Origin of the sequence: Streptomyces sp. P1-3, assembly GCF_050613155.1 — a bacterium.
Taxonomy (GTDB): domain Bacteria; phylum Actinomycetota; class Actinomycetes; order Streptomycetales; family Streptomycetaceae; genus Streptomyces.
This window is the reverse complement of record NZ_CP192512.1, coordinates 6,278,339-6,296,177: the sequence shown is the minus strand read 5'-3', so window position 1 is coordinate 6,296,177 and position 17,839 is coordinate 6,278,339. Positions and strand designations below refer to the sequence as shown.

General features: G+C 72.7%; 15 protein-coding genes. 4 read left to right on the top strand and 11 right to left on the bottom strand.

The window, feature by feature from the left end; genetic code table 11:
- Position 1: 1 nt before the first annotated feature.
- A complete protein-coding gene (locus ACQUSR_RS26905) occupies positions 2-1,657 on the bottom strand; it encodes an AMP-binding protein (protein WP_431045194.1) in 1,656 nt (551 codons plus the stop codon).
- A gap of 105 nt (positions 1,658-1,762) precedes the next feature.
- Positions 1,763-2,527, bottom strand: a complete 765-nt coding sequence (locus tag ACQUSR_RS26900) for an SDR family oxidoreductase (protein ID WP_431045193.1) — start codon at positions 2,525-2,527, stop codon at positions 1,763-1,765.
- A 179-nt stretch (positions 2,528-2,706) separates the two neighbouring features.
- Here ACQUSR_RS26900 and ACQUSR_RS26895 point away from each other — a divergent pair, with 179 nt between their 5' ends.
- Positions 2,707-4,101, top strand: a complete 1,395-nt coding sequence (locus ACQUSR_RS26895; protein WP_431045192.1) for an erythromycin esterase family protein — start codon at positions 2,707-2,709, stop codon at positions 4,099-4,101.
- Here the strand turns inward: ACQUSR_RS26895 and ACQUSR_RS26890 are convergent.
- Together ACQUSR_RS26890 and ACQUSR_RS26885 are read right to left on the bottom strand one after the other, a co-directional pair.
- The gene (locus ACQUSR_RS26890; RefSeq protein WP_431045191.1) at positions 4,055-5,155 is read right to left on the bottom strand and encodes a LysR family transcriptional regulator; all 1,101 of its coding nucleotides are present in this window, start codon (positions 5,153-5,155) and stop codon (positions 4,055-4,057) included. The two genes, ACQUSR_RS26895 and ACQUSR_RS26890, sit on opposite strands and share 47 nt — an antisense overlap.
- Positions 5,156-5,214: 59 nt before the next feature.
- Positions 5,215-8,016, bottom strand: a complete 2,802-nt coding sequence (locus ACQUSR_RS26885; protein ID WP_431045190.1) for a penicillin acylase family protein — start codon at positions 8,014-8,016, stop codon at positions 5,215-5,217.
- A 204-nt stretch (positions 8,017-8,220) separates the two neighbouring features.
- Between ACQUSR_RS26885 and ACQUSR_RS26880 the strand changes: the two genes are divergently transcribed.
- Positions 8,221-8,832, top strand: a complete 612-nt coding sequence (locus ACQUSR_RS26880; protein ID WP_431045189.1) for a hypothetical protein — start codon at positions 8,221-8,223, stop codon at positions 8,830-8,832.
- A gap of 135 nt (positions 8,833-8,967) precedes the next feature.
- On the top strand, positions 8,968-9,429 hold the full coding sequence (locus ACQUSR_RS26875; RefSeq protein WP_431045188.1) for a MaoC family dehydratase: 462 nt from the start codon (positions 8,968-8,970) through the stop codon (positions 9,427-9,429).
- A gap of 120 nt (positions 9,430-9,549) precedes the next feature.
- Here ACQUSR_RS26875 and ACQUSR_RS26870 read toward each other — a convergent pair whose 3' ends face one another.
- Together ACQUSR_RS26870 and ACQUSR_RS26865 are read right to left on the bottom strand one after the other, a co-directional pair.
- Positions 9,550-10,221: a TetR/AcrR family transcriptional regulator gene (locus ACQUSR_RS26870; RefSeq protein WP_431045187.1), complete on the bottom strand. Its 672-nt coding sequence runs from the start codon at positions 10,219-10,221 to the stop codon at positions 9,550-9,552.
- Between the two features lie 33 nt (positions 10,222-10,254).
- Positions 10,255-11,145, bottom strand: coding sequence for an acyl-CoA dehydrogenase family protein (locus ACQUSR_RS26865; protein WP_431045186.1), 891 nt, complete (start codon positions 11,143-11,145; stop codon positions 10,255-10,257).
- A gap of 78 nt (positions 11,146-11,223) precedes the next feature.
- Here ACQUSR_RS26865 and ACQUSR_RS26860 point away from each other — a divergent pair, with 78 nt between their 5' ends.
- Positions 11,224-11,871 carry a TetR/AcrR family transcriptional regulator gene (locus ACQUSR_RS26860; RefSeq protein ID WP_431045185.1) on the top strand — a complete coding sequence of 216 codons (648 nt, stop codon included), beginning with the start codon at positions 11,224-11,226 and terminating at the stop codon, positions 11,869-11,871.
- Positions 11,872-11,881: 10 nt separating this feature from the next.
- On the opposite strand, the gene ACQUSR_RS26855 is transcribed toward ACQUSR_RS26860, so the two are convergent.
- From ACQUSR_RS26855 to ACQUSR_RS26835, 5 genes are all read right to left on the bottom strand, one after another.
- Positions 11,882-12,964, bottom strand: coding sequence for a zinc-binding dehydrogenase (locus tag ACQUSR_RS26855; RefSeq protein ID WP_431045184.1), 1,083 nt, complete (start codon positions 12,962-12,964; stop codon positions 11,882-11,884).
- Between the two features lie 84 nt (positions 12,965-13,048).
- Complete coding sequence (locus ACQUSR_RS26850) at positions 13,049-14,467, bottom strand: aldehyde dehydrogenase family protein (RefSeq protein ID WP_431045183.1); 1,419 nt, start codon at positions 14,465-14,467, stop codon at positions 13,049-13,051.
- An 86-nt stretch (positions 14,468-14,553) separates the two neighbouring features.
- Positions 14,554-15,201, bottom strand: a complete 648-nt coding sequence (locus ACQUSR_RS26845) for a class F sortase (RefSeq protein WP_431045182.1) — start codon at positions 15,199-15,201, stop codon at positions 14,554-14,556.
- Positions 15,188-16,129 (bottom strand): hypothetical protein, encoded by a 942-nt coding sequence (locus ACQUSR_RS26840; RefSeq protein WP_431045181.1) that lies wholly within the window; start codon positions 16,127-16,129, stop codon positions 15,188-15,190. The genes ACQUSR_RS26845 and ACQUSR_RS26840 overlap by 14 nt, the downstream gene beginning before the upstream one ends.
- Positions 16,130-16,280: 151 nt before the next feature.
- Complete coding sequence (locus ACQUSR_RS26835) at positions 16,281-17,726, bottom strand: CitMHS family transporter (RefSeq protein WP_431045180.1); 1,446 nt, start codon at positions 17,724-17,726, stop codon at positions 16,281-16,283.
- Positions 17,727-17,839 lie beyond the last annotated feature (113 nt).

The window sequence follows — 17,839 nt, the reverse complement described above, 5'->3', positions numbered from 1 at the left end:
CTCACTGACGGGAACGCAGTTCCCGCCGGAGGATCTTCCCACTGGTGGTCTTCGGCAGCTCCGGGAGGACCTCCACCTCGCGCGGGTACTTGTACGCGGCGAGCCGCTCCCGGCAGTACCCGGACAGCTCCTCCCCTGCCGCCCGCGCGCCCGGCCGCAGGCTGACGTAGGCCTTGACCGTCTCGCCCCGATAGGGGTGGGGGACGCCCACGACGGCGGCCTCACGGACCGCCGGATGGGTGTACAGCACGTCTTCCACCTCGCGGGGCCACACCTTGAAGCCGGACGCGTTGATCATGTCTTTCTTGCGGTCGACGACATACAGCCAGCCGTCCTCGTCCATGAAGCCGATGTCGCCGGTGCGCAGCTCGCCGCCGGGCAGGGCCGCCGCGGTGGCCTCTGGGGCACGCCAGTAGCCGGGGACGACCATGGGGCCGCGTACGGCGATCTCGCCGTGCTCCCCGAAGGGCACGTCCCGGCCGCTGTCGTCGATGATCCGCACCACCGTGTCCGGGCCCGGGACGCCGACCGCGAGGGTGCCGGAGACCGGGTCGACGGGTGCCTCGGTGCCGCGCGGCACGCTGGCGCAGGGCGCGGAGCACTCGGTCAGGCCGTAGCCGTTGTGCAGATACGGGCCGTACTCCGACCGGAACCGCCGGACCAGGGCGGGCGGCAGCGGCGCGCCGCCGGAGGACATCATCTGGAAGGAGCTGAAGTGGTCCCGGTCGGCCTGGGGGTGGGCCATGAGCGCCATGAAGGCGGTGGACGGGCCGACGGTGTAGACGGGGCGGTGCTCGGCGAAGGCGTCGAGGACGACGCCGGGCTCGAAGCGGTAGGCCAGCGCCAGGGTGCCGCTACCTGCGAAGCAGGCGGAGAGCTGGCAGACCATGCCGGTGATGTGGAACAGCGGGGCCAGCGCGAAGAAGGTCGCACCGTCGGGCAGCGCGTGGCCGACGCGCTGCCGGTCGGCGTTGTAGACGAGGTTCCCGTGGGTGTTCATGGCGCCCTTGGGCAGGCCGCTGGTTCCGGAGGTGTAGCTGATCAGGGCGATGTCGTCTGGGGCGACGTCGACGGCGGCGGGCGGCCGGGCGCCGCCGCGCGCGACGGCGAGGAGGTCCTCGGCGCCGTCCGCCGGGTCCTCGGTGGCGCCCTCGGTGTTCAGCACCCGCCGGTCGTCGCGGGTCTGGAAGTCGCCGTCGCGGGCTGTGAAGGACCAGGTCACCGGGGAGTCGGCGGCCGTCTCGCGGACGTAGGCGCGCCAGGCGCGGTCGCCGCAGACCAGCGCGGTGACGTCGGCGTCCCGCAGGATGTGGGCCAGTTCGCCCGCCTTGTACATCGGGTTCACCGGGACGACCGCGCCGCCCGCCTTCCACGCGCCGAGCAGCGCGAGGACGAAGTGCGGGGTGTTCTGCAGCATGACCGCGAGCCGGTCGCCGGGCCGGAACCCGCGCCCGGCCAGGTGCCCGGCCACCGCGTCGGTGAGGGCGTCGACCTCCCGGTAGCTCAGCCGGCCGTCGAAGTAGGCGATCGCCGGGTGGTCCGGCGTCGCCCGCACGGCGTCGCGGAAGGCGTGCAGCACACTGGGGCGCGCCCGCACGGGCGCCCGCTGCGCCGGGTTGAGTCGCGCGAGCCACGGCTGGTCCTGGTACGAGGTCACTGGGTACGGCCCCTGTCTGCCGGAGGGTGTGCCGAGTGCGGGCCGTCCCTGGCCGACGTCGGCGCCTGGCGGTGCGATGGTACGTAAGGACCCGGAGGGCGTCGTTCAGCCGGTGGTCTCCTCGAGCCTCCGCTGGATGTGGTTCATCTTCTCCAGCCAGCGGTCGGTCTCGGTGGCGCGCGCCGCGTAGAACCGGCCCACCTCGGGGTGCGGGAGGATCAGGAACCGCTCGGCGGCCATGCCGGCGAAGACGGCTTCGGCGACCTCCTCGGGCTCGATCGCGGTGGGCGCGAGCACCAGGTCGCCGGTGGGGCCGGTGGAGCGCAGCATGTCGGTGCGGACGCCCTGCGGGCACACGGCGTGCACCCGGACGCCGCGGTGCCGGTAGGTCGCGGAGAGCCATTCGGCGAAGGCCAGCGCGGCATGCTTGGAGACGCTGTAGGGCGCGGAGCCGACCATGGTGAGCAGTCCGGCGGCCGAGACGGTGGCGATGAAGCGTCCTTCGCCGCGCTCCAGCCAGTCCGGCAGCAGTTCGCGGGCGGCCCGTACATGTGCCATGACGTTGACGTCCCAGGCTCCGGCCCACACCTCCTCGAGGGCCTCGGGGCCGCCGGTGGGGGCGATCCCGGCGTTGGCGCAGTAGATGTCGACGGTGCCGCCCAGCGCCTCGCGGGCGGCGGGGACGACGCCGGAGGCGTCGCCGGGTACGGCCGTGCCACCGATCTCGTCGGCGACCGCCGCGGCCTTGGCGGCGTCGATGTCGTTCACCACGACCCGGGCGCCTTCGGCGGCGAATCGGCGGGCGAGGGCGGCGCCGATGCCACCGCCCGCCCCGGTGACGACGACACCCTTGCCGTGAACGGTCTCCACGTCTGGCTCTCCCTCACGTCCGGCTCGACCGGCCTCGCATACTAACCAGTCGGTTTGCCAGAGTGGAAGGGGTCCGACCGGATGACGGTGGTGCTGGCCCTACCTGAAGACGGGTACATACCGGATGGTCCCGCCCGCCGTCCCCCAAGGACCCTTGAGCCATGAAACGGCATCGATCCATGAAGCGACATCAGCCCGCCTTCGTCACGACACTGATGGTCTGTCTGGGAGTTTTCATGACCGCAGGGTTACCGGCGTCGGCGGCCTCTGCGAGCCGGGAGGACGCCGCCTCACCGCCCCGAGAGGGCGAGGGCGGTGCCATCGCGGCCATCGAGCGCGCGGCCCATCCCCTGCGGTCCACCAAGCCGTCCGGCCCGCTGGACGATCTGCGGCCGCTCGGGTCCATGGTGGGAGACGCGAAGATCGCGGGGGTCGGCGAGGCCACCCACAGCTCGCACGAGTTCTTCACCATGAAGCATCGCGTCTTCCGGTATCTCGTCGCGGAGAAGGGCTTCCGCACCTTCTCGCTGGAAGCGCCCTGGAGCACCGGGCTGCGGCTCAACGACTACGTGCTGCACGGCAAGGGCGACCCGCGGCGCATCATGAGCGAGGACTTCCAGGAGTCCTACCTCTTCTGGAACACCCGCGAATACCTGTCCCTCGTCAAGTGGATGCGCGCGTACAACCGGGCCCACCCGCACGACCCGGTCCGGTTCATGGGGAACGACGCCGCGTACGCCGGGCCAGAGCTCTACGACAGAGTGACCGCCTACGTCCGCCAGGCCCGCCCCGAGCTGCTTCCCGAGTTCACCAGGCTCTACCGCGGTCTGCGCCCGACCACGGACACGTACACGTATATGAGGGCCTATGTGGCCAAGCCCCCGGCCGAGCGGCGCGAGATGGCATCGCGGACGGGGCAGGCGCTGGAGCTGCTGCGGCGCGCCCGTCCCGCGTCCGGCGGAGCGGCCCATGACGGGTACGCGTGGGCGCTGCGGCACGCGACGGCCCTCGACCAGACCGCCCGGTTGTACGCCTTCGACCCCAAGGATCCGGGCGAACTCGCGAAGGCGATGGTCTTCCGCGACCGGACCATGGCCGAGAACACGGCCTGGTGGCAGGAGCGGACCGGGGACAAGGTCATGCTGTCCGCGCACAACGGGCACGTCGGCTACGAGTCGGTCTACCCGGACCGGTATCCCAAGACGCAAGGCGGCTTCCTGCGCGACCGGCTCGGCCCGGACTACGTCACCGTCGGGCTCTCCTTCCACCACGGCTCGTTCAACGCCACGGAGGCGGATGACCCGCTGATCGACGAGGAGGTCCGGAAGGTCACCCTGGGGGCCGCCGCGCCCGGGAACAACGAGCCCACCCTGGACCGGGTGCGCTACGACGACTACCTGCTGGACATGCGCACCGCTCCCGCCGAGGCGCGCGACTGGCTCGGCGTCTCCCGCCCGACGCGCGAGATCGGCACCGCCTACCCCTGGCCGGACGCCCCGGTGGCGCTGGCGCGCTCGTACGACGTGCTCATCCATCTGCACGAGGTCCGGGCGGCGGACCGGTTGCCGCACTGACCCCGGCCCGGCGGTGGCGGGCGTGCTCCCGCAGCAGGCCCTCCCAGAGGAGGTTGAGCGGATGGGCCGCCGCGCACCCGGCGCGCTCACCTCGGCGGGTGAACGCCCCCACCAGGACCTCGAGTCCCGGACCTCCCGCGTCGTCCACGACCTCCACGACCCGCAGCGGCGGCGTTGTCTCGGCCTCCGGCATCCGGCGGTCGGCGATCGCCTCACCGATCCCCCGGGTGACGAGCAGAGCACCCCGCACCACCCGGGAGGTCAGCAGTTGCAGGCCGTAGTGCAGGGTGTCGATCTCGGCGGCGGTGCGCAGCCGCTGCCGGTAGCGGCCGCCGAACCAGCCGCGCAGGACATCGGCGATGAGCCCGGACGAGGGGACGGCGAGCGGCAGCCGGGGCAGTTCGCGGACGGCGAGCCGGGGACCGGACAGGGCGCCGACGGGGAGATTGGTGACCAGGGACAGTCCGCTGCGCCGCCACTCCAGCACCTCGTAGCCGTCCAGCCGGGGGTCCGGGCCCGGGGTGGTGAGCACGCTGCCGCAGACGAGGTCGAGTCCACCGGTGTCCAGGGAGCGGAGCAGATCGGCGGTGCGCACATGGGCGACCTTGAGCCGTACGCCCTGCTGGGCGAAGGCGTCGGTGACGTGGTCGACCGCGTTCAGCAGATAGCCGAGCGTGTAGCGGGTGGAGCCCACCGCGAACCGGATGTCCTGCCGGCGGCGGCAGCCGTCGATCCCGGCCAGCCAGTCGGCCAGCGTGGACCGTGCCAGCTCGGCGAGTGACGCGCCGGTGGGGGTGAACCTCACCTTCTCGCCGCGCCCCTGTCCGACCACCAGCGGCTCACCGCACAGCGCGCCGTACGTCCGGTTCATCGTGTCGAGCTGCTTCTGCACACTGGCCTGGCCGCGGCCGAGCAGGCGCGCGGCACCCAGCGCGGTCCCGGCCTCGCGCACCGCCAGCAGGGTGCGGAGCTGGTCCATGGTGGTGTCCAGCAGCGCCGCGGGGTACCGCGCCCGGCCGGGCGCGGGCGTGCGGTGTCCCTGTACCGGCTGCATTCGCGCCATCATGTGCGGCGAGGACGGCGCCGGTCAACCACACGCCCCCGCAGGCGAGTTCAGCGGTGCGCGGGGAACTCCACGACCTGCTGGTAGGTGGGCCGGTTCTGCCAGTGGACGGCATGCTGGGTGATGCCGCCCAGAGCACGGTGGATGATCGCGTCCGCGCACCACTGGTCGCCCGCCGCGCAGTGCGCGTCGCCGGGGTAGACCTCGGTGGCGGGCTTGTCCAGCGCCCGCTTGAAGGTCTCCAGCAGGGTGTCGCGGCAGGCCGCCAGGTCGCCCGCGCCGCAGTACGAGCGGGCCAGGCCGCCCTTGACGTCCTCGCCGAGGACCGCGCGCAGGTCCTTGTCGACGTAGGACCACCAGCCGTACTGGAAGGAGGACCCCGCGTGGGAACCGGTGGGCCCGTGCCCGGCCGACGGCGACTCGTCGACGGGGAGGCTCGCGCGCAGCCGGTCGTACAGGTCCTGGCCGAGTCCGGGCGCGAAGGCGGCGTCCACCAGCAGCGGCCACCAGGCGTCCATGACGCGGACGGCGTCGGCGTGCCCGTAGGCGTGCGAACCCGGCGAGGTCTCGCGCCGCTGGGACCCCGCGGCCTGCCAGGAGTCCAGCTGCCCGACGGCGGTGGCCAGCCGGGGGTCGTCGACCGGTTTGGCGCGCAGCACCCTCAGCAGCTCGGGCAGCACGTCCTCGCCGCGCAGATCGGTGACGGCGGCCTCGGCCATGGCCCGGGTGAGCGAGGCGCGGGTGACACCGCCCCGCCCGACCAGCTCGCGCACGCGGTCGTCGAGGAGGTTGCCGCGGTGCACCGAGCCGTTGCCGAAGCCCGCGGAGGCGTAGCCCCGGGCCTGTTTGTTGTTCCAGCTGATGTAGTAGTCCTGGTCGACGGACTGGGGGTGCTCGGCGGGCGGGGTGTAGGCGGCGGTGTTGGCCGTCGGGTCGAAGTCCCGCCACTCGTAAGGCGTGTCGGCCTCGATCGGCAGGGACGGGTCGACGTCCGCGGGGCGCACCGGGTTCATGCCGCTGTTGTAGTAGGCGGTCTGGCGGGAGTCGGCGTAGAACCAGTTGAAGGCGTAGTCGATGTGGTGCACGGCGCTCTGGAAACTCTTGGCGTCGTGGACGTGGCCGGGGTCGTTGAGCATCTGGAAGCCGATGATGGAGTCGGCCTCGTGGCGGTAGGTGGAGCGCAGCGCGGTGTAGGCGACGGGCTTGCCGCCGACGGCCGCGCGGTGCGTCACCGTGCCGTACTTGGTGCGGTACGCCTGGAGGCGGTAGGACCCGGCGGCGGTGGAGTCGGCGAGCGTCGGCTTCCAGGCGTTGCGGCGCTCGATCTTCTCCATCGGCAGGCACCGGCCGTGGTAGCGGTAGTGGGTGGCGTCCTTCTCCGGCGTGCCGCCGTCCGGGGAGCACAGCTCGACCGCGTAGGTGTCGGTGATGTCCTGGGAGGCGGAGGTGGCGCTCCACGCGTAGTCCTGGCCGCGGCCGAGCTGGACGTACATCCCGACGCCGGCGAAGGAGGCACCGCGGGCGCTGATGCCCGGTCCCTGGAGCTCCTGGAGCATGAGCAGTTGCGGGGCGAAGTAGCCGGTCTGCGGGCCGAAGACGGCGACCGGGTGGCCGCTGGCGGTGTGCGCGCCGGAGACCAGTAGGGCGTTGGACATGCCGTGCTTGCGGCGCAGCAGGTCGCCGGGGAGCACGCCGTCGTCGAAGACGCCGCGCGCGCTGGCGAGTTTCTTCGGGGCCTTGACCGTGGTGCGGGCGCCGCCGGCTGCGCCGCCTTCACGGTCGAAGACCAGGGGCTCGGGGGTGACCGAGCCGGGGTCGGGCAGCGCCGTGCCCTTGGCGTCGCGCGGCTTCCCGGCGTACGGGAAGCTGCTGCCGTCGTGCAGGGTCAGCGCGGCCTCGGGGTCGTCGCGCTGGCGGAAGGACTCCCACACCCCGGTGCCCTCGACGACGCCGTACTTGCGCTGCGCGGCCAGCAGGGAGAGGGCGGACTCCACCTCTCCGCCGCCGCCGTTGCCGAAGAGGGCGCCGACGACGGTGGCCAGGGCGATCAGGTCGGTGAGCTTGAAGGGCTTGATCTCGCCGGCGTTGGTGAGGGCGTCGACATGGCCGGTCAGGACGTACTCGCCGGGGAAGTAGCGGCCGTTCTTGGCCTGTTCGCGGTAGGCGTTGATGCCGTCGACGTACGCCTGGGCGTCGGCCATGGCCTGCCTGCCGCGCTCGCCCTCGGTGGCGAGGATCCGGTCGACCTGCGCCTGGAGGTCCTCCTCGGTGTACGGGGCTTGGCGGAAGAAGTCCTGCTCCAGCGACTGGTTGGCGGCGGCGCCGCCCGCGAACGGGGTCAGGTCACCGCGCCCCACATGCCGGAAGAGGTCCATCAGCCACAGCCGGTCCTGCGCGGCGGCGTATCCGGCGCCGAACTCGGTGCCCTCACGCGTGGTGCCCTGGATGTGCGGGACGCCGGTCTTCTTGTCCCGGGTGATCGTGACGTCGTCCCGCGGCTTGGTGACCGAGGCCACCTGGTCGGCGGGCACGCCGAAGGACGCGTCGTTGAAGAACTCGGTCAGCGACGCGTCGGTGAGGGCGGGGTGGCCGCCGACGAGCTTGTCGTACGGCGCGAGCTGGTCGTCGCTGTGTGCGGGGCGCGTGCCGAACACCTTGTGGGCGAGGATGTCCGCCAGCGTGGCGTTGCCGTTCTCGCCGGGCGGCAGGATGTCCGAACAGCGGCCCTGGCAGTAGTCGGTGACGGGGTCGGCCGCCTGCGCCGCCGGTGGCAGCGGGGTGGCGAGGGTCGCGCCCAGGGCCAGCAGGGCGGCGCCGGCGATGCTCCTGAGCGTACGGGTTGGTCGTCGCATTCCCGCTCCTCACGCCACTCGCGCGGATGCCGAACCCGACGGAGGTTACCGGCGGTACGCCGCGACCGGAAGATGAGCCGACGTCATCTCTTGCATACGACTTCGGCCAATCCCGTCGTGCGGGGGTTTCTCGGGATCCTGAGCGCGGCGCCATACGTCTCACCGACGACGAGTCGGGTTCCGCACCAGCGGAGGTGGGAAGCAGTGGCCGGTTTCAGAGCGCTCGCACGTGAGGTCCGCGATCCGGAGAGACACATCGCCCAGCGACGTACCGCGTTGCGCAAGTGCCTCGAGAGGTTCGCACCCTACGGCCACCGGGCGACATGGCACCATCTGTGCGCCCGGGCCGGGATCGTCCCGGAGGACCGGGCCCCCGACCCGGCGCGACTGGTCCGCGCGCTGGAGGAGTTGGAGGAGGCCCGCGCCCTGTGGCTCGCCTACGAGGCCGAGTTCGCCGAGCGGCGCAGGCAGGAGAAGCACGAGGGAATCCGGCAGCCGAGCGCTGTCGACGACTGGCATCTGCGCACCTGGGGCGGTTGTGACATCGTCCCGTGCGAGAGCCCCACAACCCATCCGCGCGGCCGGCTGGCCGCCGTACTGCGCCGGATGATCGAGGCGATGGAGGGCGGGCCGGCCGGAGCCTGCCCGGTCTGCGCCGAGGAACGCCTCGTATGGCGCGAGGACCTCGACCACTCCCCGTGGGCGGGTCCGGTGTGCACCGGGTGCGGCATCGTGGTGCCGACACCGATCCTCACGGCCGCGGCCCTGACGGAGGCCAGGCGGCCGGCGGGGAGCCGGCGGTACGCGACCGTGTGAGCACGGCCGCCGGGCCCCGCCGCGCACGGGCCGGGGGAACGGCGCGGCGGGGCCCGGGGCACCGGGCGTTGACACGCGGCGATCACGTGAGCATGCTGAGCAAGCGCTTAGTGAGTGACGCCGAGGAGGCACCGGATGGCAGCGCCCAGGATCTTCCCTTCCCTCGACGAACTGCGGGCCGCGGTCGGCGAGGAGATCGGCCCCGGCGAGTGGCTGGAGGTCGACCAGCGGCGGATCGACCTGTTCGCGGAGGCGACCGGCGACCACCAGTGGATCCATGTCGATCCGGAGCGGGCGGCCTCCGGCCCGTTCGGCACGACGATCGCCCACGGCTATCTGACCCTGTCGCTGCTGCCGTGGTTCACCGCGCGGCTGCTGCGCGTCGAGGGGGTACGGATGGGCGTGAACTACGGCGTGAACAAGGTCCGCTTCCCCTCCCCCGTCCCGGTCGGCTCCCGGCTGCGCGCGACGGCGCGGATCGCGGAGGTGGCCGAGGTGAGGGACGGCGTCCAGCTGACGGCCGTGGTGACCGTGGAGCGCGAGGGTGGCGAGAAGCCGGTGTGCGTGGCGGAGTCCGTCAGCCGCTTCTACCTCTGAGCCGCCGTCCTGCTACCGCTGCCACCTCTGAGCCGCGGTCCCGCTACCGCTTCCACCTCTGAGCCGCGGTCCCGCTGCCGCCGTCCCTGACGTTGCGGCCGGCCCGCGCATTCCCGTTCGTTACGCCCGCACGGCGCCGTCCGCGCCGACCATGCGCAGGACCAGGTCCGCGTACAGCTCTCCGACCTCGTCGGGGGTCCGCCGCCCCTCCGGGTTGAACCAGCGCGCCACGTCGATGCACAGCGACAGCACGGCGACCGTGGTGCCCGAGACGTCCGGCACGTCGAACACCCCCGCCGCGACCCCGTCCTCCAGAATCGAGCGCACCGCACCGTCGATCTCCCGCCGCAGGGCGACGACCTCCGCGTAGTGCTCCTCGCCGAGCGCTCCCAGCTCGTACTGGACCACGCGCGCGGTGGTGTGGTGCTCGGCGTGCCAGCGGACGAAGGACCGTACGGCGTGCGTGAGCCGCTCGGACGGGCCGCCACCGCCGTTCGCCGCCTCCTGGACGATGCCGAGGGCGAGCCGGTGGCCGACGCTGCTGATCCGGTAGAGCAGCTCTTCCTTGGTCTTGTAGTGGATGTAGAGAGCGGCGGGGCTCATGCCCGCCCGGCCCGCGATGTCGCGGGTGGTGGTGGCGTGGTAGCCGCGCTCGGCGAAGGCGTGGACGGCGGCGATCACCAGCCGCCGGGCCGCGTCCGGCGTGATGCCGGCCCACTGCTCGGCCCCGTTCGCCCCGGTCCCGTCCACCTCGGCCCTGTTCGCCTCGGTCCCGCCAGCCTCCGTGTCCATGGCGGACACCCTACATGGCGGGTGAGCAAGCGCTCAGAACGTCGAGACGCCGGTCAGCGCGCGCCCGATGAGGAGCTTGTGGATCTGGCTGGTGCCCTCGTACAGGGTCATCACGCGGGCGTCCCGCAGCAGCTTCCCCACCGGGCACTCGTCGATGTAGCCGTAGCCGCCGAAGACCTGCAGGGCGTTGTTGGCGCAGCGTACGGCGGCCTCGCTCGCGTAGAGCTTGGCCACCGAGGACTCGTCGGCGACCCGCGCGGCGGCGGGGACGCGGACGCCGTCCAGCACCAGCTCGGCGGTGGCCTGGCCGCGCAGCCCGAGCTTGCCGCGCACGGTGCGCCGGGTCAGGCCCGGGGCGTCGGCGGGGACGAGGAAGGCGCTGACGCCCCGGCGTCCCGGCTCGGCTCCGGTGCGGGCGAAGAGCAGCACCACGTCCGCCCAGGTCCCGTTCGTGATGAACATCTTGCTGCCGGTGATGACGTAGTCGTCCCCGCCACGGACCGCGCGCGTGGTGAGGTTCGCCGCGCCCGAGCCGGTGCCCGGCTCGGTCAGGCCGAAGCAGCCGACCGCCTCGCCCGAGCACAGCCGCGGCAGCCACTCCCGCTTCTGCTCCTCGCTTCCCCACGCGACGATCGCCTTGGCGACCAGCCCGAGGGAGACCGACACGATGCCGCGTACGGAGGAGTCCCCGCGGCCGAGTTCCTCGGTGACCAGGACGTAGGCGAGATGGTCGCCCGCCGAAGCGCCGTACTCCTCGGGGATCGTCAGTCCCAGGAAGCCCAGCGCGCCGAGCTTGCCCACGATGCGGCGGTCCACGCTCTCGGCACGGTCCCACCGGGCGGCGTGCGGGGCGACCTCGCGGGCCACGAACTCCCTGGCGAGCTCGCGGACCGCGGTCTGCTCCTCGCTGAGCGCGAGATCCATGGCGCACTTCCGGCAGGACTCCCGCGCCCATAAATTAGCAGCGCTAGTTTTCCAGCGGAAGCCTCTACCATGTGGCGCATGGCCCGTCCCCGGAAGCCCCTGCTCAGCCGCGGCCGCATCGTCGCGGCGGCGCTGGCGCTCGTGGACACGGAGGGGCTCCAGGCGGTCTCGACCCGCCGGCTCGCGGCCGAACTCGGCGTCAGCGGCCCTTCCCTGTACAACCACTTCACGACCAAGGACGAGATCCTCGACGCGGTCGCGGACACCGTCGTGGCGCAGGTCGACATCTCGATGTTCGACGGGCGGACGGACTGGCGTACCGCGCTGCTGGAGTGGGCCCGCTCCTATCGTTCGGCGCTCACGGACCACCCGCACATCGTGCCGTTCCTCGCCCAGGGGCCCGGCCGCCGCCCGGCCGGGCTGCGGATGGCCGACGCCGTCTTCGGCTGCATGGTCCAGGCGGGCTGGCCGCCCGCCCAGGCGACCCGGATCGGCGCGCTGATGCGCTACTTCGTCGCCGGGTCGGCGCTGGGCTCGTTCGCGCGCGGCTTCGTCGACGACGCCACCGCCTACGATCCGGCCGACTACCCGCACCTCGGCCAGGCCCATCTGCTGGCCGACCATCAGCAGCAGGTGGACCAAGGGGCCTTCGAGACGGGGCTGACGGCGCTGCTGGACGGACTCGCCCTCCAGTACGCGCGCCTGACGCGCGCGGACCCGCCGTGAGGGGCGGCGCTCAGAAGACCACCAGGGCCCGGCCGCCGCGACCTTGGAGCATCGCGTCGAACGCGGCGGGGATGCCGTCCAGGCCGATCCGCTCGGTGACCATCGCCCCGAGGTCGAGCCGTCCGGCGCGGACATGCTCGGCGATCACCGGCAGGTCCCGGGCGGGGTCGCTGTCACCGTAGACGCAGCCGGAGAGCGTGCGGCCGAAGTAGAACAGCTCCAGCGCGGAGAACGACACCTGCTGGTCCTTTCCGCCGATGCCGACGACGGTGGTGCGGCCGCCCCTGCGGGTGCACGACCACGCCGTACGGATCGTCTCGGCGCGCCCGACGCACTCCACGGCGACGTCCGCGCCCAGGCCGCCGGTCAGCTCGCGGATCCGCTTGGCGGTGTCGTCGCCCGCGAAGACGAACTCGGTGGCTCCGGCCGCGCGGGCCAGTTCCTCCTTGGCCGGGGAGACGTCGACCGCGACGACGGTGCCCGCGCCCGCGATCCGGGCGGACTGCAGCACGGCCAGGCCCACCCCGCCGACCCCGAAGACGGCGACCGACTCGCCGGGGCGCACCCGGGCCGAATGGTGGATCGCGCCGTATCCGGTGAGCACCGCGCAGCCGAGCAGGGCGGCGTCGGTGAGCGGCACCCCGGCGGGCAGCGGCAGCACGGCCCGCTCGGGCACCACGGTCTCCTCGGCGAAGACGGCGGTGCCCAGCCCCGGGTAGAGCGCGCTGCCGTCGGCGGCGAGGGTGGCGTACGGGGCCTCGGCGGCGGCGCCCGCGTGGGCGCACAGCCACGGCTCGTCCAGCCCGCAGAAGTGGCAGGTGCCGCAGGCGGGGGCCCAGTTGAGGACGACGGGGTCGCCCGGGGCCACGGCGGTGACGCCCGCGCCGACGGCGACGACGGTGCCCGCGCCCTCGTGGCCGAGGACGGCGGGCACGGGCTGCCGCAGGGTGCCGTTGGACAGCGACAGGTCGGAGTGGCAGACCCCGGCGGCGGCGAGCCGGATCCGCACCTGGCCGGGGGCGGGGTCGGGGAGGTCGATCTCGGCGACCTTGAGCGGGGCGCCTATGGCGGGCAGGACGGCGGCGCGAACCATGGTGTGTCTCCTCGAGCGGGGCCCCGAACCCGGACCCGGGCAGGGCGATTCGGGGCCGGGGCCGGGGCCGGGGAACAGGCGGTGTCAGAGCTGGAGCGACTTCGTCTGGAGGTACTCGGTCAGGCCGTGGACACCCAGCTCCCGCCCGACGCCCGACTGCTTGTAGCCCCCGAACGGGGCCAGCAGGTTGAAGCGGCCCCCGTTGATGTCGACCTGGCCCGCGTGCAGGCGGCGCGCGAACGCCACGGCCGCCGACTCGTCGGCCGACCAGACCGCGCCCGCCAGCCCGTACACGGTCCCGTTCGCGATCCGTACGGCGTCGTCCTCGTCGGTGTACTTCATGATCGCGACGACCGGCCCGAAGATCTCCTCCTGGGCGATGGCCATGTCCTCGGTGACGTCCGCGAAGACCGTCGGCCGCACGTAGTAGCCGCTCTTGAGCCCCTCGGGGGCCTCCGGTCCGCCCGCCACGAGCCGCGCTCCCTCGGCGATTCCGCGCTCGATGAAGCCGCGCACCCGGTCCCGCTGCGCGGCGTTGACGACGGGGCCGAGCCGGACCTCCGGGTCGTGCGGGTCGCCGGGCACGTACGCGGCGGCCGCCCGCTCGGCGAGCGCGACGGCCTCGTCGTACCGGTCGGCGTCCACCAGCATCCGGGTCCACGCGTTGCAGGACTGGCCGGAGTTGCGGAAGACATTGGCGACACCGGTGGCGACGGCGCGGGCGAGGTCCCCGTCCGGGAGGATCACGTTCGCCGACTTGCCGCCCAGTTCGAGGGCCACGCGCTTGACCGCGCCGCCGGCGATCGCGCCGATCCGCCGTCCGACGGCGGTGGAGCCGGTGAAGGAGACCAGGTCGACCTCCGGGTGCTCGGCCAGCGCCTGGCCCGCGACCGGGCCGAGGCCCGTGACGAGGTTGAACACCCCGGCCGGGATGCCCGCCGCGTCGACGGCCTCGGCGAAGAGCCGGGCCACCAGCGGGGTGTCCTCGGCCGGCTTGAGGACGACCGTGCAGCCCGCCGCGAGCGCCGGGGCGACCTTGGCGACGATCTGGTGCAGCGGGTAGTTCCACGGGGTGATGGCCGCGACCACGCCGACCGGCTCGTGCAGCACGGTGGAGTTGCCGATCCGCTCCTCGAAGGAGTGCTCGGCGGCGAGCCGCGCGTACGACCCGGTGACCGCGATCGGCAGGTCCGCCTGGACGGCCTGGGCGAAGGCGAGCGTCGCGCCGAGTTCGGCGGTGATCGTCTCCGCGATCTCGTCGCGGCGGGCGGCGAGTTCGTCGCGCAGTGCGCCGAGCCGGGCGGCGCGCTCGGCGGGCGGGGTGGCGGCCCAGCCGGGGAACGCGGCGCGGGCGGCCCGTACGGCGGCGTCGACGTCCTCGGCGGTCCCGGCCGGGACGCTGCCGATGACCTGTTCGTCGGCCGGGTTCACGACCTCGATCGTGTCCGGGCCCGCGGCGGGCCGCCAGCGGCCGCCGATGTACATCCCGTCGTCGACGCTCATGGGGTCCCTCCCGCGCGGCAGTTCGTCACCCCGTCAAACTAACGCCGGTAGTTTTGCGGTGCCAGAGGGCGTTCCCGTGCCGTCGATCACGCCCCGGCGGCCGTCGGCCTGACCCCGGTCAGATGAGAGAAGACGACGATGTTCGCGGCGTAGCCGCGCCGCCGGTCGAAGGTGCCGCCGCAGGTGAGCAGCCGCAGCTCGGGGCGCCCGCGCGGGCCGTACACCCGGTCGTCGGGAAAGGCCTGTTTGCCGATGGTGCGGACCGCGTCGACGGTGAAGACCGCGGTGCGCCGGTCCTCCCGGATGATGTCGATCACATCGCCCGGGCGCAGGTCGTCCAGGTTCAGGAAGACCGCGGGCCCGGTACGGGTGTCGCGGTGGCCGACGACCACGGCGGTGCCCATCTCGCCGGGCGCCGGGCCGTACTCGTACCAGCCCGCCAGCCGCGGCTCGTCCACCGACGGGGTGGCGATCCGGCCCTGTACGTCCAGCCCGAGGCGGGTGACCGGCGCGTCCAGCGCGAGCGAGGGAATGGAGATCCCGGTCGCGGGCGACCGGGGCAGCGGCGCGTGCCGCGGGGCCGCCGGTGCGGTGTCGGCGACGGGCCCCCGGGACGACACCCGGTGCAACGCCCAGACACCCGCCACCAGCGCCAGGATCGCGCCCGCCAGTACCAGGACGAGGCGGACGCGACCCTTGAAACGCGGCGTCGGCCGCGACTCAGACGACACCATTGGGGCGACGCCGGGCGCGGCGCAGCAGGAACAGTCCGGCAGCACCGGCCGTCCCGGCGCCCGCCACTCCGACGATCAGGCCCGCGGACAGGCCGGAGCCGGAGTCGCCCGACTCGCCGCCGCCGCCGGCGCCCACCGGGCCGCGCGGCGCTACGTTGGCCGAGTCGTCGCGGGTGTCGGCCGCGTCATCGGAGGAGAGCTCGGCCTTGGTGTCGGCGCCGGCCGCGATGCTGTCGTCGGCGTTGCGCTCGGCACCGGCGGCGCCCTCTTCCGTGGCGCCCTCCTCGGTGGTGCCCTCCTCGGTGGCACCCTCTTCGGTCGCCCCTTCCTCGGTGGTGCCCTCCTCGGCGGCCGTGCCGGTGGCATCGGTGGCGGTGTCGTCCGCGGCCCCCTCACCGGCGGGCTGCCCCGATGCCGGGTCGGCGGGGTCGGCGGCCTCGGCGTCCCGGCTCAGGACGTCGTTCTCACTGCCCGCGGCGGGCCGCGGGGCGGCCTTGCCCTGCGAGGCGCAGTCGACGTTGAACACCTTCTGCTTGCCGGCCCTGGTCTGGCCCTCGATGTTCCAGGTGAGCCGGTAGGTGCCGTCGGCCAGCGACAGCTCGTCGGTGCGGCCCATGCCGCCCGCCAGGCTGATGCCGCCGGAGAGGCCGCGCGACCGGGCGTCCTCGCCCTGCGGGACGATCGCCCAGTTGACCTCCTGGACGGTGTCGAAGTCGAGTCCGGCCAGGTAGAACCCGCAGACTCGGGTCTCGTTGCGCTGATCGGTGACGGGGGTCCCGGCGCTGTGCACCTTGACGTCGCCGTTGTCACCGGGCGCCGCGACCGCGGCCGGTGCGGCCATCAGGGTGGCGGCTCCGCAGGCGAGGGCGGCGAGAGCGGCGGCGCTGCGGCGGGTTCCGAGAGGGGGAAGGGGTACTGAAGTGGACACGCGTGCGCTCCTTCAAGCCTGGGATTTCGTACACATCGATCGAGTGAGTACCTGTCACGCAGGCTTGGAAGAGAAACGATAAAGCGCCAATAGATACCTGATAATCCCTCAATCAGCGCATAGCATTCGCGTCAGGCGATCCTGACGCGTGTCAGATGATGCCGAACAGGACTCCCGCGGCCAGGACCACCAGAGAGGTGAGCGCCGCCCACTTCACGACGAAGCGGGTGTGGTCGCCGAACTCGACCTTGGCCATGCCGACGAGGACGTAGACGGCGGGTACCAGCGGGCTGGACATGTGCAGGGCCTGCCCGACCAGCGAGGCGCGGGCGATCTCCATGGAGTCCACCCCGTGCGCGGCGCCCGCCTCGGCGAGGATCGGCACGATGCCGAAGTAGAAGCCGTCGTTGGACATGAAGTACGTCAGCGGAATGCTGAGGACGCCGGTGACGATGCCCATGTGCGGGCCCAGGCCGTCGGGGATGCCGTCGACCAGCCAGCGTGCCATGTGCTCGACCATGCCGGTGCCGGAGAGCACCCCGGTGAAGACGGCGGCGGCGAAGACCATGCCGGAGACGTTGACGACGTTCTCCGCGTGGGCGGCGATCCGCGCCCGCTGGTCGGGCATGTGGGGGTAGTTGACGGTGAGCGCGATGGCGGCGCCGAGCAGGAAGAGCACCGGGATCGGCAGCGTCTCCATGATCATCATGGTGAGCAGGGCGACGGTGAGCGCGGCGTTGAACCAGTAGAGCTTGGGGCGCAGGGTGGGCCGGTGCGGGTCCAGGCCCTGGAAGCCCTCGTCGGCCGCCTCGTCCGCGTCCGCCTTCGGGTCCGTGGCCGTCTCGTCGGCGTCGGCGTCGGTGCCGGTCCCGGCACCGCCGGTGGGCCGCTTCGTACGGGCCGCTCCACCGGGGGTCTCGCCGGCCGGCACCAGCAGCTGCTCCGCCTGTTCGGCCTGCTCCGCGACGTCGTCGAGGGTCAGCAGGCCCAGCCGCCGCCGCTCGCGGAGGCCGAGGAAGTAGGCGAGGACGAAGACGAAGAGCAGACCGACGGCGAGCGCGGGGATCATCGGCACGAAGATGTCGTTGGCGTCGAGCTTGAGGGCGGTGGCGGCGCGGGCGGTGGGGCCGCCCCACGGCAGGGTGTTCATGACGCCGTTGGCCATGGCGGCGACACCGGTCATCACCACCAGGCTCATCTTCAGGCGCCGGTAGAGCGGATACATCGCGGACACCGTGATCATGAAGGTGGTGGAGCCGTCGCCGTCCAGGGAGACGATCGCGGCGAGTACGGCGGTGCCGACCACGACGCGCATCGGGTCCGCCTTGCAGAACCGCAGGATGCCGCGGACGATCGGGTCGAAGAGCCCGACGTCGATCATGACGCCGAAGTAGATGATGGCGAACATCAGCATCGCGGCGGTGGGCGCGAGGCTGCCCAGACCGTCGAGCGCGTAGTCCCCGAGGTGGGCCCCCTTCCCGACCAGGACGCAGAACAGCGCGGGGATGAGCACCAGCGCCGCCAGAGGGGACATCTTCTTCAACATGATCAGCACCAGGAAGGTGGCGATCATGCCGAATCCGAGGATTGTCAGCATGCGGTTACCTCACGTTCACCGTCGAACCCGCCCGGGGATGGCGGTGAGGTGACGGTAGGGGCCGCAACTTTGCGTTAACAAGGTCTTGACGCGTGAGCAATAAGCGCAGAACC

Coding starts and splice junctions, on each gene's coding strand:
- ACQUSR_RS26895 (WP_431045192.1), top strand. CDS start 2,707: ATGAAGCGACATCAGCCCGCCTTCGTCACGACACTGATGGTCTGTCTG.
- ACQUSR_RS26890 (WP_431045191.1), bottom strand. CDS start 5,155: ATGCAGCCGGTACAGGGACACCGCACGCCCGCGCCCGGCCGGGCGCGG.
- ACQUSR_RS26885 (WP_431045190.1), bottom strand. CDS start 8,016: ATGCGACGACCAACCCGTACGCTCAGGAGCATCGCCGGCGCCGCCCTG.
- ACQUSR_RS26875 (WP_431045188.1), top strand. CDS start 8,968: ATGGCAGCGCCCAGGATCTTCCCTTCCCTCGACGAACTGCGGGCCGCG.
- ACQUSR_RS26870 (WP_431045187.1), bottom strand. CDS start 10,221: ATGGACACGGAGGCTGGCGGGACCGAGGCGAACAGGGCCGAGGTGGAC.
- ACQUSR_RS26865 (WP_431045186.1), bottom strand. CDS start 11,145: ATGGATCTCGCGCTCAGCGAGGAGCAGACCGCGGTCCGCGAGCTCGCC.
- ACQUSR_RS26860 (WP_431045185.1), top strand. CDS start 11,224: ATGGCCCGTCCCCGGAAGCCCCTGCTCAGCCGCGGCCGCATCGTCGCG.
- ACQUSR_RS26855 (WP_431045184.1), bottom strand. CDS start 12,964: ATGGTTCGCGCCGCCGTCCTGCCCGCCATAGGCGCCCCGCTCAAGGTC.
- ACQUSR_RS26850 (WP_431045183.1), bottom strand. CDS start 14,467: ATGAGCGTCGACGACGGGATGTACATCGGCGGCCGCTGGCGGCCCGCC.
- ACQUSR_RS26845 (WP_431045182.1), bottom strand. CDS start 15,201: ATGGTGTCGTCTGAGTCGCGGCCGACGCCGCGTTTCAAGGGTCGCGTC.
- ACQUSR_RS26835 (WP_431045180.1), bottom strand. CDS start 17,726: ATGCTGACAATCCTCGGATTCGGCATGATCGCCACCTTCCTGGTGCTG.